This window comes from Rhizobium sp. AN80A, assembly GCF_030053015.1.
GTDB lineage: Bacteria > Pseudomonadota > Alphaproteobacteria > Rhizobiales > Rhizobiaceae > Rhizobium > Rhizobium metallidurans.
In genome coordinates this window covers 3,204,460-3,219,776 of record NZ_JASJPX010000003.1, presented here as the reverse complement: position 1 = coordinate 3,219,776, position 15,317 = coordinate 3,204,460, and the positions used below count along the sequence as shown (strand labels likewise).

Here is a 15,317-nt window from a genome sequence, read left to right as displayed (position 1 = left end):
CGCCCAAGGGCCCAAGTTGCGGCGTCTCATAACGAGTTTGTGAGGGGGTGGCAAGGTGGAGAAAGGAGAATGACGGCCTCAATTGCGCGCGCAATTTGCAGCCCGCGCAGGCAAAGCCGAACGCATTGTGACATGGGCATGACAATCCCGGCCCCCGCCTCGCCTTCGCACATTTTCCGGCGTAAAGATTAGATTCAGCATTTTTTGGTAATTTCCCGTTAGCAATACCCTTTGATGTTCCTGGCGCCCGTGTGTTCGGCGTTGGTCCTTTGATGAGTAACGGGTTCCCAATGCGTTTTTCGGCTGTGCCAGCAATCGTCCTTGTGTGTCTGACCCTCGCGGGTTGCACGTCGACATCGGGCCCCGACGTCCTGGCTTCGGCTGCGCCCTCGCGCGAAACGACGAATTCGATCGCGCCGCCCGCCGCCGTTCCATCCTCGGCCATTCCCTCCGCCGATATCGGAGCGTCCGGGCAGCAGGTTGCTCCATCGCAGGAAGTGCTGGCATGGGCCGGCCCGATCCCCGAGCCGAAGGCCTTCGAGCCGACGACCCGCACCGTCGGCGCGCCGCTTCCCGCCGAGCGCCCGATGACGGCGATGATGGTGCCGCCGGCGCGTCCGCCGCTCGCGGAACCCGCCGTGCAGCGCCCCGATCTTCCCGATATGGATGAAACGGGCCAGCCGCGCACCCGCAGCAAGCTCTACGGCCGCCAGTTCCGCGATGCCAAGCCGATCAACTTCGGCTCCGCCTCGCCGCAGAAGCTCCCCGTTCACGGCGTCGACGTCTCGCGCTGGCAGGGCGATATCGACTGGCCCAAGCTGCGCACGCAGGGCGCCAACTTCGCCTATATCAAGGCGACCGACGGCGGCGACCACCTCGATCCCATGTTCAAGACCAACTGGCGCAAGGCCAAGGACGCCGGCCTGAGGCGCGGCGCCTATCACTTCTTCTACTGGTGCCGCACGGCGGGCGAACAGGCGGACTGGTTCATCCGCAACGTTCCGCGCGATCCCGACGCCCTGCCGCCGGTCATCGACGTCGAGTGGAACGGCGAATCCGCCTGCAAGCGTCGCCCCACGCGTGAAACCGTGCTGGAAAAGATGCAGGTCTTCATGGACAAGCTCGAAAACTACTACGGCAAGCGCCCGGTCATCTATACCGCGCCGGATTTCTATGCCGACAACCTGCAGGGCGCCTTCCAGAACTATCCTTTCTGGCTGCGTTCCGTCGCCGCTCATCCGTCCAAGCGCTATCCCGGTCGCAAGTGGGTCTTCTGGCAGTATTCCGGCTCGGGCCTGTCGCACGGCGTCGAGGGGAAGATCGATCTCAACGTGTTCAACGGCAGTCCGGATCAATGGATGCGCTGGTCCGCCGGGCGCCCCAGCAACGGGATGATGGCGGCCAACGACTGACGCCCCCGCAAGTTCCACCTAAAGAGAAAACGGCAGCAATTAAACGCAACTCTGGCGCTAAACCGGGGCCGCCGGCAGCTACAAATATGCCACACTACTAAAAATCGGGTAATGCGGATATTTCCAACCAAATGTAAGTGTGATTCTTCTTTGATTGTAAGTATGCGGCGTAAGTTGATTCGCGAAAATCTTTGAAGCTGAATGATTTGGCGGAGATTCCGAATGAGAAATCCTGATATTGAGACCTGGGCACTTGCACGCGCCCATCACATTGTTTTGAACGAGGGGCTAAGTCTTGCCAAGGCGGCCCAGGATCTGGATCGCAAGCGGTCTCGATCCCTCGTATACGAGTTGCGCAAGGTCATAGCCGCGGCAATTCTCGAAGCCCACGCAGCTTCGGCCAAGCAGGACACGGCACCGCAGGGCTGATCATCGCGGCCCGGCGGCAAAACCGACTTCCATGCAATTAATTGTTGCATCACTACAGAATACAACTAATCTTTCCGCTTGCGGCTGCGCATCGTGGAGAGATGTCATCATGCCATTCACAATAACGAAATCCATACCTGCGGACCAACGCTGGACGCGGGTCTGCGACCTCAGGCAAGGCGCGACCTACGCGTTCAAGGCATCGGGCACGTGGACGGATTGGTATATCAAGAAGAGTGCGAATGGCTATGAAAGCCCGTGGCTTGAGCCAGTTGCGAAATGCAAGGTCATGCCCGACAAACCGTGGTTCGTCCTTGTCGGCGCCATCGACAAGGATAAGTCGACGGCCTTTGCCATTGGCGAGAGCCTGAAACCCTGGAGCGCCCCGCGAGACGGCATCCTGTACTGCTGCGCAAACGACATTCCGTGGATGTACTGGAACAACAGTGGCGCGGTCGAGCTGACATGCACTGAACTCTAGCAGCGCCGAACGCCCGAAAGACGCAGTTGCGCCACGCCCGGGAAACAGGCAGCCTAGATGCGCCTGGAGCCTGGCGTCGCGAACCATCGCTTCGACCGCTGCCAGGCTGCGGGCGCGGGAGCCGGTCCGATCATGACACGCATGCAGAAAATCGGCGTGGTTCTCGGTCTCGCGCTCGTCGCGACCCTCACGCTGCTGCGCGCCGCCGATCCGCCGCTCTTGCGCCAGATCCGCGACATCACGTTCGACGAATACCAGCGGATCACCCCCCGCAAGTTCGAAAACACGCCCGTCCGGGTCGTCGATATCGACGACGCCTCGCTGCGGGAATTCGGCCAGTGGCCATGGCCGCGAGACCGGCTGGCGCTTCTGGTGCAGCGCCTGTCCGAGATGGGGGCGGCCGCTATCGCCTTCGACGTGCTGTTTGCCGAGGCCGACCGGCTGTCGCCGCGTTCGATCATGCGCGATGTCGCCGGCGTCGATCCGACACTTCTTAGCCGGCTACCTGACAACGATCAGACCTTCGCGGAGGCGATCGCCGGCAAGCCCGTCGTGCTCGGCTTCGGCCTGTCCATGGACGGCAGCTACAAGCCGCCGGTCAAGGCCGGCTTCGCCTTTACCGGCGAGAGCCCGTTCAACGCGCCGCCGCGGATGACGGCGGCAACGCCGCTGCGCCCGCAATTGCAGATCAACGCCACCGGCCTCGGCCATATCAGCCTCAATCCCGGCACCTATTCGGCCACCGTCCGCCGCGTGCCCCTGCTGCTGGGCGACGGAGAGCAGCTTTACCCCAACCTGGCCCTCGAGGCGCTGCGGGTCGCGCAGGGCGCCTCGACCTATGTCGTCGCGGCGGCACCCGGTATTTCCGACACGCTGACCTCGATCAAGGTCGGCGACTTCGTCGTGCCGGTCACCGCCTCCGGCGAACTCTGGCTCTACACCAGCCCTGATGTCGCCGAGCGCTATGTTTCCGCGGCCAGGGTGCTGGCTCCCGACGGCCCCGCGCCCGAGGTGGCGGCGGCCATCGAGGGCAGCATCGTCTTCATCGGCACCTCCGCGGCCGGCCTGCAGGATATCCGCACCACGTCGCTTGGCGAAAACGTACCCGGCGTCTCCATCCACGCGCAGACCGTGGAGCAGATATTGTCTGGGCGCTTCCTCTCCCGGCCGGATTGGGCCGATGGCATGGAAATCCTGCTGATCGCGGTTCTCGGCACCTGCCTCGTCATCGTCACCACCTTCGTCAGCCCGGCCGTCGGCCTCGCCTGGGGGCTGATCGTCACAGCGCTGGCCTTCGCTTCCTCCTGGTTCGCCTTTCTGCGATGGGGCCTGCTGTTCGATCCGCTGGCCCCGATCATCGCCGCCTCGATCATTCACTTCGCCGCCACCTCCTTCCGCATCCTGGTCATCGACCGCGAGCGGCGCGAGGTCCGCAAGGCGTTCGGACAGTATCTCTCTCCCTCGTTGCTCCACCGCATCGAACACAATCCGGATGCGCTGCGCCTCGGCGGCGACGATCGCGAGTTGACCGTGATGTTCGTCGACGTCAGGGGGTTCACGACGCTGAGCGAGCGCCTGCAGCCCGCCGAGGTCGTCCGCTTCCTCAACACGCTGCTCGACGCGCTGAGCCGCCATGTTGTGGCCAACGAAGGCACGCTCGACAAGTTCATCGGCGATTCCATCATGGCGTTCTGGAACGCGCCGGTCGATGTCGCCGATCATCCCGTCAAGGCCGTGCGCGCCGCCCTTGCGATGCGCGAGACGCTGGCGAGGCTGAACGCCACCGACGCCTTCGGTTTCGGCGAGGAGTATCAGGTGGGGATCGGTATCGGCATCCACACGGGCCTTGCCTGCGTCGGCAACATGGGCGCCGAAAGCCGGTTCAACTACTCCGCCGTCGGCGACGCGGTGAACGTCTCGGCCCGCATCGAGGGTTGCTGCAAGGAGGTCGGCTTCGACATTCTGGTCTCGGAGACGACCGCTGCGGCGCTGCCGCACTTCGCCCTGCTCGACGCCGGCTCGCTCGGGCTCAAGGGCAAGAGTACGCGCACAAGGCTCTATGCGACGCTGGGCGACGAGACCGTCGGCCTCTCGGCGACCTTCGCGCTCCTCGAGACCGCGCACCAAGCCTTGATCGACGCCTTCGCCAGCCGCTCCGCAGACAGCCGCAAGCTGCTCGGAAAGGTCAGGCAGCGCGCGCAGCCATACGGGGCGACGACACAGGAGTTCTACCGCCGCCTCGCCCGCCGCGCCGAACATTTTCGCGAGCCGCCAGCCGCGCCCGCAAGCGTGCTGTCGGAACAGGCGTCGTGACGACTATCCCTGTCGCAATGAACCCGCTCCACAAAATGTCTCCCGAAACAGGGTATCGGGACACGGACATGCTCGAACCGAAAGGCATGCGCGAAACAGCGGACTGAAGCGCAACGGTCAAATTTCGGGGATCGCGATGCGGCTCAGTCGCCGCCGCCGCGGTCGCGCATGTGGCCACCGCTGCCACCGCCGCCTTGCCACCCGCCGCCGCCATTGCCTTGCCCAACACCGCCGCGGTCCTGCCTGTTGCCATGACGGCCGCCCGTGCCCGACGGATCGCCGCTCCCGGCGCCACCGCCGGCCCCGATACCGCCGCCACCCCCGGCACTTTCACCGGAAGCGGGATTGGTCACCGTTCCGCCGGCCTGCGTCGGCCCATCATTCCCGGGCGCGGAACCGCCCTTCTGCCGGCCGCGATGCCCGCCCTGATCGCCATTGCCGCCATCGGAGCGATCCCGACCCGCGTGATTCCGGCCTCGCTGATCGCGATCGGCCTGATCCCGGTTTCCATGATCGCGGGTGGCATTGCCCTGATTTTCCCGATCCCGCGTCGCATGGTCGCTGCCGCCGCGATCGCGCTGCCCCTCATGCCGGTTGCCTGCGCCATCGCGCGGGCCGTGGCGGCCCTGGTTGGCCTGGTCGTGCTGTCCGCTGCGCTGGCCCCAGCCGCCGCCGTCATGACCCCGGCCACCCTCGGCGCCATTCTCGTTGTCACGGCCGCCATGTTGCCCGTCGCGATCGCCTCCGCGTCCTCCCCAGGGACCGTGATCCCGGTCCCGATCGGAGTGGCGGCGATCCGGACGGTGGTCCCTGTCCTGGTGATGCCTGTCGGGACGATAATGCGGCTTGTCGGGTTTATCGGGCTTATCCGGCTTCTGCGGCCGCTCCGGTGCCGGCGGCGTCTGCTGCGGCGGCGCGAAGAGCGGCGGCGGCGTTCTATCGGCGGGCCGTTCCTGCCGCTCCGCGCGCATGCTGCGCAGCCCGCAACTGGTGCGGATATTGCCAAGCGGGCCCGACAGCTGCTGGTTTCCCGAAAGGAATGGCAGCGCCTTGTTGTTCCTCAGCGTCCGCAGTGTCGTCTGGTCGACCTTGCGCGGATCCGACACGCCGCCGCCGCGCGACGCGATCACGCAGTCGCATTGCTCCCGCAGCTGCTTGCAGCCGCCGGCGCCGCAAAACTGCGCCGAACCGTTGAGCAGCACCATGGCCGTGGTGCCGTTGGGCGCGACATAGACGTCGAACGCCGTGCCGCGCACGCCGATCGTTCCCGCCGGCGTCACGATCGAATAGGCCGATGACGAGGAATTGCCGCTGATCCAGCGAAACGTGCCCTTCGCCGCCTTGATCGTCAGCTTCTTGACCGAATTGGCGTCGTCGTAGACGTAGCTGTCGATCACCACCGACGACCCCGCGCCGACGGCGAGCTTGGTGCCGTCACGGAAGACGAATTGCCCAAGCCCGCCAATCGAGGTGCGGATGCGCTCGTCGCGATAGACAGGGTCCTTGACCACCAGAGGCCCGTTTTGACCGGCGACCTCCGTCTTGATGAGAGTCGCCTCCCCGACCGCAACTTCCGCGTACGCCGGAAACGGGAAACACATCGACAGGCCGAGCACGGCGGCCAATGCATGACGCAGACGCAACATTGCCCTTACCCTCAACAATACATTAACTATATCACAATGTATTGAAGGACGTCGCCTTATCCACTTGTAGTAGCCGGGCGCGAAAGCCGAGCACTACCGCGACGACGCGACACTGTCGCCGGCTCTTGACTTCGCGAGCCGTTCGTCCGACTTCACTCCTGACCAACGAAGGAGCAGGACCATGACGGAAGCGGCGAAGAGCACGATCGACCAGAGCGAAGTGGATCGCTTCTCGGCCATGGCCGCCGAGTGGTGGAGCCCGACCGGCAAGTTCAAGCCGCTGCACAAGTTCAACCCCGTTCGCCTCGCCTATATCAGGGACAAGGCGGCCGAGAACTTCGGCCGCGATCCGCGCTCGGCCCGGCCTCTGGAAGGCCTGCGGGTGCTCGATATCGGCTGCGGCGGCGGCCTGTTGTCGGAGCCGGTCGCCCGCATGGGCGCCACCGTCATCGGCGCCGACCCGTCCGAAAAGAACATCGGCATCGCCTCGACCCACGCGAAGGCGTCCGGCGTGCCGGTCGATTACCGCGCGGTCACGGCAGAACAACTGGCCGAGGCCGGCGAGACCTTCGACATCGTCTTGAACATGGAAGTGGTGGAACACGTCGCCGACGTCGATTTCTTCATGACCACCTGCGCGAAAATGGTCCGCCCCGGCGGCCTGATGTTCGTCGCCACCATCAACCGCACGATGAAGGCAGCCGCACTCGCCATCTTCGCCGCCGAAAACGTCCTGCGCTGGCTGCCGCGCGGCACCCACCAATACGAAAAGCTGGTGCGCCCGGAAGAGATCGAAAAGCCGGTCGCCGCGGACGGCCTCACCATCATCGACCGCACCGGCGTGTTCTTCAATCCGCTGTCCAACCAGTGGAACCTGTCGCGCGACATGGACGTGAACTACATGCTGCTCGCCAGGCGCGAGGCGTAAGGGCACCCGCCGCCATTCGACTAGACTTTCAAGGTCCTGACATGCGCAAGCAGATCGGCTTGCGTTTCGGCGTTGCGCGCCGCCAGTTCCTTGACGCGGGCGCGATCGATCCCGATCTCCGCCCCGTCCGAGCCGAACGGGGCCTTGAACGTAAAAGCCCGCGCGCTCGGCCCGTGATCCGCCAGATGCTCGAAGCGCTCGACAGCCTCGGCCCAGTCAGGCCGGTGATGCGGCCCCACCCACCAGAGAACGAGCGGCGGCCATGACGGTTTGACGTTCCAGTTGCGCGCGTGCTTCAGCGCATCGGCATGCACGCCATCATAGCTGAACGCCATCAGCGATTCGATATCGGTCCAGAGCGACAGGGAGGATGGCGCGGCATCAAAGCCGCTACCCTCGATGAAACGCGGAAAGACCTGCGGTCCCCAGCTTCGCACGCCCGGTTCGCCGGCATAGCCGGAGCGGCCGACAAAGCCGCAGGCGCGGCGTGCAGCCTCGAAATTGGCCGGCTCGCGCAGGCGAAAACCCTCGACAGCGTCGCTCTCGAAGGGCGCCACGTGCAAACCGAAGTTATACATCGCAAGGCGCGCGTCCGAATTCATTTCAGTGCACGTCGTCGGGCAGCACGGGAAGCGCCGCGATCTCGATGCCTTCGTCGAGAAGCGCCTGCGCCTCGTCAGGTGTCGTCTGGCCGATGATCCCGCGCGCATCGGCCTCGCCGTAATGGATCTTGCGCGCCTCCTCGGGAAAGCGCTCGCCGACATCCTCGGAATTGGCCTTGATCGCGGTCACGGCCTCCTTGAGCTTCTGGAACGCCTCGCGGCGCGCGGCATCCATGGCGACCGTCTGCATCTGGTCCTTCTTGCGCGCGGTCGAGACCGACGGCGCCATCAGCACCTTGGAGACGGCGGCCGAATTGCAGGCGGGACAGGTGAGAAAACCGGACGCGACCTGTCGCTCGAAATCGGCGCTTTCGGAAAACCAGCCTTCGAACTCATGGGCATTGTCACAGCGCAGCGAATAACGGATCACGCGGCCACGCCTCCGGACACATCGCCGCCAACCGTCTCGATCGAGAACTCGCGGGCATTCTTGAGATTCGGGATCTTGTCGCGCGCCGCCTTCACGGCGGCCGGATCGATCTCGGCGATCACGATCGCCTCGCCGGTGCCGCCAGCCGAAGCCAGTATCTTGCCCCAGGGATCGATGATCATCGAGTGCCCGAAGGTCTCGCGCCCGTCCTCATGCACGCCGGCCTGGGCGGCGGCGATCACGAACATGCCGTTTTCGATGGCGCGGGCGCGCAGAAGGATCTCCCAATGCGCCTCGCCGGTCTGGCGGGTGAAGGCGGCGGGCACCGTCATCACCTCGGCGCCGGCAACCGCCTGGGCGCGAAACAGCGCCGGGAAGCGAACGTCGTAGCAGATCGCGAAACCCATCTCGGCGAACGGCAGCGACACAACACGCGCCTCCTGGCCGGGCCGGTAGGCGGCGCTCTCACGCCAGCTCTCGCCGTTGTCGAGATCGACGTCGAACATGTGGATCTTGTCGTAGCGGTTCAGGATCTTGCCGTCGGGACCGAAGAGATAGCCGCGATTGGCAAGCTTGCCGTCGTCGAGCGCGATCGCCGTCGAACCGACATGCACGTGGATACCGAGTTCGCCGGCGAGTTCGCGGCCGGTGCGCACGATGATGTCGTTGGCCTCGTCGCAAAGATGCGCCTTGGCGGCGGCGCGGTCGCGCTGCAGCATCCCTGTCATCTCGGGCGTCTGCACATAGGTGGCGCCCGAGGCGGCCGCCTCGCGCACCAGCCGCGCCATATCGGCCGCGTTGCGCTGCGGATCGATACCCGAACACATCTGAATGGCGGCGGCCTTGAAGGTCATTGGCATATCCTAAGCAGCCAGCAGCGGGTCGAGCTTGCCCGCACGCTCCAGCGCATAGAGATCATCGCACCCGCCGACATGCTTGTCGCCTATGAAAATCTGCGGGAACGTCGAGCCGCCATGGGCGCGCGCGATCATCTCGGCGCGGAAGGCCGGCGTGGAGCTCGCATTGTGCTCGACGAAATCGACACCCTTCTGGGAAAGAAGGGACTTGGCGCGCACGCAGAAACCGCAGCCGTCGCGCGTATAGATCGTAACCGGTACCATCAGGGGCTCCAGACAAGGCATTTATCTCACTGTCATATAGTTTCCGAAAGAGCCCTTGCAAAGGTCAAAACCGTGATCTCGGCGGCGCCCGCGCGGCGCAGCACCCTGGCGCGGCCGCGACAGTCGCGCCCGTGGTGTAGACGTCGTCGACCAGCACCAGCCGCTTGCCGAACACATCTCCCTCGCGGCCCGCGGCGATCGCGAAAGCGCCGCGCACATTGTCTTGCCGCGCCTTGGCGCCCAGCCCCACCTGCTGGCGCGTGCGGCGGACACGCAGCAGCGTCGCCGGCAAGAGCGGGCGTTCGGCCTGCTTCGCCATGTGACGCGCGAGCTCCGCCGCCTGGTTGAACCGGCGCGACAAGATCCGCGTGCGGTGCAGCGGCACCGGCAGGATCGCGTCGCAGCGCTCGACGGCACCGTCTGATGCTCTCAGCATCCACGCCGCCATCATCGGCGCCAGATCGGTGCGGTCGCGGTATTTCAGCCCGTGTACGAGATTGCGCACTGCCTCGTCGTGAAAGGCCGCCGTGCGCAGGCGGTCGAACGGCGGCGGCTCGGCGATGGCGGCCGCGCTCAGTATCCCTGGGCCGAGATCATGGGAAAACGGAATGCCGAGAACCTCGCAATAGGGCCGCTCGATGAAGCGCAGCTCCGACCAGCATTTCGGGCAGACGCCGCGATGCCGCCCCGTCGATACGCCGCAGACGGCGCAGGCGGGCGGATAGACAAGGTCGACCAGAAGCGAGAGCGGACGCCTCAGCACCCGGTCGATCCCCGCCAAACCTCTCAGACCGCGCAACCCCATGGCGAAACGATAGCGCATTTCGCGCGCCGGGAAAATCATTCGTAAATCATCGGTAAAGTTGCCGGCAAGGTCAGTGGCAAAATCGCCTTGCCGCCCCGGCCCGGCGGGATTATTGACGTCGGCATGGATATCATCTTCGATACATCGAGGATCGCGGCGAACCGTCATCGCGCGCTTCGCAACAACGATCCGAAGGCAACCTTCCTGCTCGATATCGCAGCCGACGAATTGGGCGAACGCCTCGCCGTCGTCGAGCGGACCTTCGAGCATGCCGTGGAATTGCATGGCGCAACCGGATCGGCCGCCCGAGCCGCCAAGGCCACCGGCAAGATCGGCAGCCTTACCCGCGTCGAAAGCGAACAGGCCTACGCCACTTCGGACGATGCCTTCATCGAGGCGCCGCTGGAGATGGTTCCGCTGGAGCCGCAATCGGCCAATCTGGTGATCGCGCCCCTCAGCCTGCACCTGACCAACGACACGCCCGGCGTCTTCATCCAGATCCGCCGCGCGCTCCGTCCCGACGGCCTGTTCCTCGCCGCCATTCCCGGCTCCGGCACGTTGCAGGAACTGCGCGACGTCCTGCTCGCCACCGAGATCGAGATGACCGGCGGCGCGAGCCCGCGCGTCATTCCCTTCGCCGATGTCCGCGATGTCGGCGGCCTGATGCAGCGCGCCGGTTTCGCGCTGCCCGTCATCGACGCCGAGACCTATACGGTCCGCTACGATTCCATCTTTCCGCTGATGCGCGACCTGCGCGCCATGGGCATGGCCAATCCGCTCGCCGAGCGCAGCGGCAAGCCCCTGACGCGCGCATTCTTCCTGCGGGCCGCCGAACTCTACGCGGAGCGCTATTCCGATCCGGATGGCCGCATCAGGGCGACCTTCTCGATCATCTATGTCTCGGGGTGGGCACCGCACGAAAGCCAGCAGAAGCCGCTGCGGCCGGGTTCGGCCAAGGTCAGGCTCGCGGACGCGCTGAAGGTCGAGGAGCACAAGCTCAAGCAGTAGCCCGGCTTGCGGCCACCTGGCTTCAGTTGAGTGCCGGTATCTGGTTGGCGATGGTGGTGAAGATGTTGTTCAGCTGCCCGCTGACGGCGCCGACGCCGGTGATGAGCGCTGTGGCGATCAGGGCGGCAATCAGGCCGTATTCGATGGCGGTGGCGCCATTGCGGTCGGCGACAAATGCTTTCAGCAGTCTCATCATTCGTCCCTCGCGCGACATCAGCGTCGATTGTTTTGCATCGCCCCGGGCATCAGCCCTCAGCAGCCGGTACTGCTTCCGTAACCCTGCACCACGCAGACGGAGCCCGGCATCTCCTGCAGCACGCTGCGACGGATCGTATAGCGCTTGCCGTTCTCGTTCTCGGTCTTCGGGATCGAACCCGTCGTGATGGAATCGAATTCAGACGGCGCGCTTGCGAAGACGCTCGACTTCGACTTGTCGGCGAGCATCGGTGTCAGGATCAGCGTCAGCGCCACCACGGCCGTGCCAAACAGCAGGGCGATGTTCAGCACCCCCGTCTTGCGCGAGGAAGCCGAAGCCTGCTCTTTTTCCCGAACTGCTTTCCAGAAATCGTCGTCCATGCGTCAAGCCTTCATACACACACGCCAGTTGCTTGATTGAGGCCGATCTTTGCCAGAATCTGTTAAACGATCGATTAATATCCACAGCCAGAATGGCACGGAAATAGTTATACAGTAGAAATATCTAAAGTAAGTCCTGGAGGATGGGGATCAGCGGCTCGTCGGCCGGTGGCATGGGATAATCCCGCAGCGCCTGCGGCTTCACCCACTTGATCGCCTGCCCCTCGCGACCGACGGGAATACCCTCGAAACGACGGCAGACGTAAAGCGGCATCAGAAGATGGAATTTCTCGTAGGTATGGCTGGCGAAGGTGAGCGGCGCCAGGCACGCGACCTTCGTCGTGATTCCGAGCTCCTCGTGGAGTTCGCGCACCAGCGTCTCCTCAGGCGTTTCGCCCGGCTCGATCTTGCCGCCGGGAAACTCCCAAAGGCCGGCCAGCGATTTGCCCTCGGGCCGCTGTGCCAAAAGGATACGGCCGTCCGCGTCGATCAGGGCGCAGGCGACGACGAGGAGAATGCTGTGCCCAGTACCGCTCACGACTGTAGCGCTCATCGGCAAAGATCCCGCCGCCAGTAGGAATAGCGATAGGCTTCGACGAAACCGAGCCGCTCGTAAAGCGTGATCGCCGGCACGTTGCCGGTCTTGACCTGCAGCCAGGCGGAGCGCGCGCTGCGCATCCGCGCCCAGCGCAGCGCCGAGGTCAGAATCTCGAGCCCGAGCCCCTCACGGCGGCGCGCCGGGGTGACGGAGAGCGACATGATGCCGGCGAGGTCGTTGTCCTGCACGCACAGCACGGTCGCCAGCGGCCCCGTTTGCGGATCTTCGACCATGAACAGGCCGGATGGCGGCTTGATCGCGTTGATCACCTCGGCCAGCGCCGGCTTCAGCTTCGTCGACACCTGGTCGGTCGCCAGATTGGCATCCACGAAGCGGCTGATGTCATGCGTCGGCAGATGATCGAGCGTATCCGGCAGGTCGGCATGGGCGAGGTCGCACGTCATGACGATGGTCTCGTCGAACGGCGTCCAGCCCTCGGCCTTCACCAGATCGATCAGGACAGGCGACGCCAGCGGCGTCTGCCTGAGCACGGCGGGGCGGGCATAGGCCTCGAACTTGCGGCTTGCCTTGGCCAGCCGGATCTCGACGTCGCGATGATCGGAGGGATCGAGCGGCACGATCGAGTTCAGCCGGTTCGACGGATGTCCCGCCGTCAGCCGCACCTGCCAGCTGCCGTCATAGACAACCGACGAGGCCGGCCAGGCGCGGAAACCGACGGCTTCAAGCCTGCGTACGAGCGGCAGATTTGCCTTCTTGGGGAGTGCTTCGGTCAATGAAAGATCAGCTCCGATAGTCACCGTTGATGGCGACATACTCCTTTGTGAGGTCGCAGGTCCAGACCGTTGCCGTGCCGTTTCCGAGACCGATTTCCACCTTTACCGGAATGTCCTGCTTTTTCATGACGTTGGAGGCAGCCTCCTCGGAGTAGCCTGCATCACGTTCGCCATTGACGGCAACGCGCACGTCGCCGAACCAGATGGCGAGGCGGTCGCGGTCGGCCATTTCGCCGGACTTGCCGACGGCCATGACGATACGACCCCAGTTGGCGTCCTCGCCGGCGGCCGCGGTCTTGACCAGCGGCGAATTGGCGATCGACAGCGCGATCGTCTTGGCGGCGGCGTCGCTTTCGGCGCCCGTCACGGTGATCTCGAGCATCTTGGTGGCGCCTTCGCCGTCGCGCACGACCTGCAGCGCCAGATCCTTGAGGAGATCGTTGAGCGCCGCGCGGAACGACGCAAGACGCGGATCGTCGGCCGTCTCGACGCGAACCTGGCCGTCCTCGGCGGCAGCACCGGTGGCAAACAGCATCAGCGTATCGGAGGTCGAGGTGTCGCTGTCGACGGTCATCGAGTTGAAGGTCGGATCGACGCCCTGAGACAGCATCGCCTGCAGCGCTGCGGGCGCGATGTCGGCGTCGGTGACGACGAAGGAGAGCATCGTCGCCATGTCGGGCGCGATCATGCCGGCGCCCTTGGCGATGCCGTTGATCGAGACCGCAACACCGCCGATTTCGGCCGTGCGGGTCGCGACCTTCGGGTAGGTGTCGGTGGTCATGATCGCCTTGGCGGCCTCGAACCAGAAATCGCCTGACGCGTCGGCGTAGAGCGTGTCGAGCACGCCGGAAAACTTGGTGGCGTCGAGCGGCTCGCCAATGACGCCGGTGGAGGCCAGGAAGATCTCGCTCTCGGCGCAGCCGACGGCGGCGGCCGCGGACTTGGCGGTGAGCGCGGTCGCCTCACGACCCTTGACGCCGGTAAAGGCGTTGGCATTGCCGGAATTGACGACCACGGCACGCGCCACGCCACCGGGCAGGTTGGCGCGGCAGAAATCGACGGGCGCCGAAGGGCACTTGGAGCGGGTGAAGACACCGGCGACGGCCGCCGGCTTGTCGAACACCATCATCAGCACGTCGGTCCGGTTCCTGTACTTGATCCCCGCCGAGGCGGTTGCCATGCGAACACCGCGTAGCGCGGGCATGGACACGAAGGTTTTGGGAGCGAGCGGGGAAACGGAACCGGACATGATCATCGACCTGGCATTGGAAGGATATGGAAGGGCCCGGAAAAACCGGGCCCTCGATGGATGATATTACTGCTGAGCCGGGGCGGCGGGCTCTTCGCCCGGCTGCGGCTTCTTGTTGGCGTCCTCGTAGCCCTTGCGCAGGGCTTCGTCCGTGATGTCGATCTTGGACTTTTCCTTGGCGGTGGCGAGAAGCGCGAGATACTTGTCGCGCATGACGAGCTGGCGAACCTGATCCTTGACCTGGTCGTAGGGCGGAGGAGCGGAGTCGCGCTTGTCCTCGACGAGGATGACGTGATAGCCGAAATCGGTCTTGATCGGGGTCTTGGTGTAGGTGCCCTTTTCAAGCGCGAAGGCTGCGTCCTCGAATTCCTTGACCATGCGGCCCTTGGTGAAATAGCCGAGATCGCCGCCGTCGGCCTTGTTCGGATCGGTGGACTTTTCCTTCGCCAGATCGGCGAAGTTCTTGCCGGCGTCCAGCTGCTTGATGACGTCCTGGGCTTCGGCTTCCGTCTTCACCAGGATGTGGCGGGCGCGAACTTCTTCCTGCTTCGGAAGGGCGGCGACTTCCTTGTCGTAGCGAGCCTTGACGTCGGCGTCGGTGATCGTGTCGACGACGTACTTCTTGAAGTAGGCGTTATGCAGCTCGCGATCGGCGAGATACTGCATGCGCTTCTTGAACTCGGGCTCCTGGTCGAGCTTCTCGGCGGCCGCATCCTTGGCGAGCAGCTTCACGTCGATGGCGGCCGAAAGAGCGGCGACCTTCTTCTGGTCGTCGGGCAGCTGGCCCAGCTGCGGGTCGAGGTTGGCAACGGCCAGATCGAGTTCCGACTGCAGGATGTCGACGTCGCCGACCTTGGCGACAACTGGATCCGCCTTGTCCTGCGCGCGTACCGGTGCCTGAAACGCAACAAAAGCTGCAAGCGCCACGACGGCAAATTTGTTGTAATTCAACATTCAATATTCCTTCACAGTTAAACCACCGGCT

Annotated in this window: 16 protein-coding genes and 2 pseudogenes; 6 read left to right on the top strand and 12 right to left on the bottom strand. The window is 64.6% G+C overall.

The genetic code is table 11. The annotated features are described in order from the left end of the window. Window positions 1-290 precede the first annotated feature (290 nt). The 4 genes from P3R82_RS27525 (at window position 291) to P3R82_RS27510 (ending at window position 4,635) form a co-directional block, all read left to right on the top strand. Window positions 291-1,412 carry a GH25 family lysozyme gene (locus P3R82_RS27525; protein WP_283196060.1) on the top strand — a complete coding sequence of 374 codons (1,122 nt, stop codon included), beginning with the start codon at window positions 291-293 and terminating at the stop codon, window positions 1,410-1,412. A gap of 201 nt (window positions 1,413-1,613) precedes the next feature. Beyond that, on the top strand, window positions 1,614-1,841 hold the full coding sequence (locus P3R82_RS27520; RefSeq protein WP_183901729.1) for a hypothetical protein: 228 nt from the start codon (window positions 1,614-1,616) through the stop codon (window positions 1,839-1,841). A gap of 109 nt (window positions 1,842-1,950) precedes the next feature. Next, complete coding sequence (locus P3R82_RS27515; protein ID WP_283196059.1) at window positions 1,951-2,322, top strand: hypothetical protein; 372 nt, start codon at window positions 1,951-1,953, stop codon at window positions 2,320-2,322. A gap of 132 nt (window positions 2,323-2,454) precedes the next feature. Further along, window positions 2,455-4,635: an adenylate/guanylate cyclase domain-containing protein gene (locus P3R82_RS27510; RefSeq protein ID WP_283196438.1), complete on the top strand. Its 2,181-nt coding sequence runs from the start codon at window positions 2,455-2,457 to the stop codon at window positions 4,633-4,635. An 821-nt stretch (window positions 4,636-5,456) separates the two neighbouring features. Here the strand turns inward: P3R82_RS27510 and P3R82_RS27505 are convergent. Beyond that, a pseudogene (locus P3R82_RS27505) lies at window positions 5,457-6,281 on the bottom strand (FecR domain-containing protein); the annotation flags it as partial. Between the two features lie 181 nt (window positions 6,282-6,462). On the opposite strand from P3R82_RS27505, the gene ubiG reads away from it, so the two are divergent. Then, entirely contained in the window at window positions 6,463-7,209 is a 747-nt protein-coding gene (gene ubiG, locus P3R82_RS27500; protein WP_283196058.1) for a bifunctional 2-polyprenyl-6-hydroxyphenol methylase/3-demethylubiquinol 3-O-methyltransferase UbiG, read from the top strand. 20 nt (window positions 7,210-7,229) lie between these two features. On the opposite strand, the gene P3R82_RS27495 is transcribed toward ubiG, so the two are convergent. The 5 genes and pseudogenes from P3R82_RS27495 to P3R82_RS27475 form a co-directional block, all read right to left on the bottom strand. Then, window positions 7,230-7,811, bottom strand: a complete 582-nt coding sequence (locus tag P3R82_RS27495) for a DUF3291 domain-containing protein (protein WP_283196057.1) — start codon at window positions 7,809-7,811, stop codon at window positions 7,230-7,232. Window position 7,812: 1 nt separating this feature from the next. Next, on the bottom strand, window positions 7,813-8,241 hold the full coding sequence (locus tag P3R82_RS27490) for a DUF1178 family protein (RefSeq protein WP_183901738.1): 429 nt from the start codon (window positions 8,239-8,241) through the stop codon (window positions 7,813-7,815). Beyond that, window positions 8,238-9,095, bottom strand: a complete 858-nt coding sequence (locus P3R82_RS27485; RefSeq protein ID WP_283196056.1) for a carbon-nitrogen hydrolase family protein — start codon at window positions 9,093-9,095, stop codon at window positions 8,238-8,240. The genes P3R82_RS27490 and P3R82_RS27485 overlap by 4 nt, the downstream gene beginning before the upstream one ends. A gap of 9 nt (window positions 9,096-9,104) precedes the next feature. Further along, window positions 9,105-9,362: a glutaredoxin 3 gene (gene grxC, locus P3R82_RS27480; RefSeq protein ID WP_183901741.1), complete on the bottom strand. Its 258-nt coding sequence runs from the start codon at window positions 9,360-9,362 to the stop codon at window positions 9,105-9,107. A 32-nt stretch (window positions 9,363-9,394) separates the two neighbouring features. Then, a pseudogene (locus tag P3R82_RS27475) lies at window positions 9,395-10,167 on the bottom strand (ComF family protein). Window positions 10,168-10,290: 123 nt separating this feature from the next. Between P3R82_RS27475 and P3R82_RS27470 the strand changes: the two are divergent. Then, a complete protein-coding gene (locus tag P3R82_RS27470) occupies window positions 10,291-11,175 on the top strand; it encodes a methyltransferase domain-containing protein (protein ID WP_283196055.1) in 885 nt (294 codons plus the stop codon). A 22-nt stretch (window positions 11,176-11,197) separates the two neighbouring features. Here P3R82_RS27470 and P3R82_RS27465 read toward each other — a convergent pair whose 3' ends face one another. The 6 genes from P3R82_RS27465 to P3R82_RS27440 all read right to left on the bottom strand — a co-directional run bounded on the left by P3R82_RS27465 (window position 11,198) and on the right by P3R82_RS27440 (window position 15,286). After that, the gene (locus P3R82_RS27465; protein WP_183901745.1) at window positions 11,198-11,368 is read right to left on the bottom strand and encodes a Flp family type IVb pilin; all 171 of its coding nucleotides are present in this window, start codon (window positions 11,366-11,368) and stop codon (window positions 11,198-11,200) included. Between the two features lie 59 nt (window positions 11,369-11,427). After that, window positions 11,428-11,751: a hypothetical protein gene (locus P3R82_RS27460; protein WP_283196054.1), complete on the bottom strand. Its 324-nt coding sequence runs from the start codon at window positions 11,749-11,751 to the stop codon at window positions 11,428-11,430. A 124-nt stretch (window positions 11,752-11,875) separates the two neighbouring features. Beyond that, on the bottom strand, window positions 11,876-12,304 hold the full coding sequence (gene mutT / locus P3R82_RS27455) for an 8-oxo-dGTP diphosphatase MutT (protein WP_283196053.1): 429 nt from the start codon (window positions 12,302-12,304) through the stop codon (window positions 11,876-11,878). Next, window positions 12,301-13,083: a GNAT family N-acetyltransferase gene (locus tag P3R82_RS27450; RefSeq protein ID WP_283196052.1), complete on the bottom strand. Its 783-nt coding sequence runs from the start codon at window positions 13,081-13,083 to the stop codon at window positions 12,301-12,303. Before P3R82_RS27450 ends, mutT begins: the two co-directional genes overlap by 4 nt. Before the next feature lie 7 nt (window positions 13,084-13,090). Continuing rightward, window positions 13,091-14,332 carry a bifunctional glutamate N-acetyltransferase/amino-acid acetyltransferase ArgJ gene (argJ, locus tag P3R82_RS27445; RefSeq protein ID WP_283196051.1) on the bottom strand — a complete coding sequence of 414 codons (1,242 nt, stop codon included), beginning with the start codon at window positions 14,330-14,332 and terminating at the stop codon, window positions 13,091-13,093. Window positions 14,333-14,398: 66 nt separating this feature from the next. Continuing rightward, window positions 14,399-15,286, bottom strand: coding sequence for a peptidylprolyl isomerase (locus P3R82_RS27440; protein WP_283196050.1), 888 nt, complete (start codon window positions 15,284-15,286; stop codon window positions 14,399-14,401). Between the last annotated feature and the right edge of the window lie 31 nt (window positions 15,287-15,317).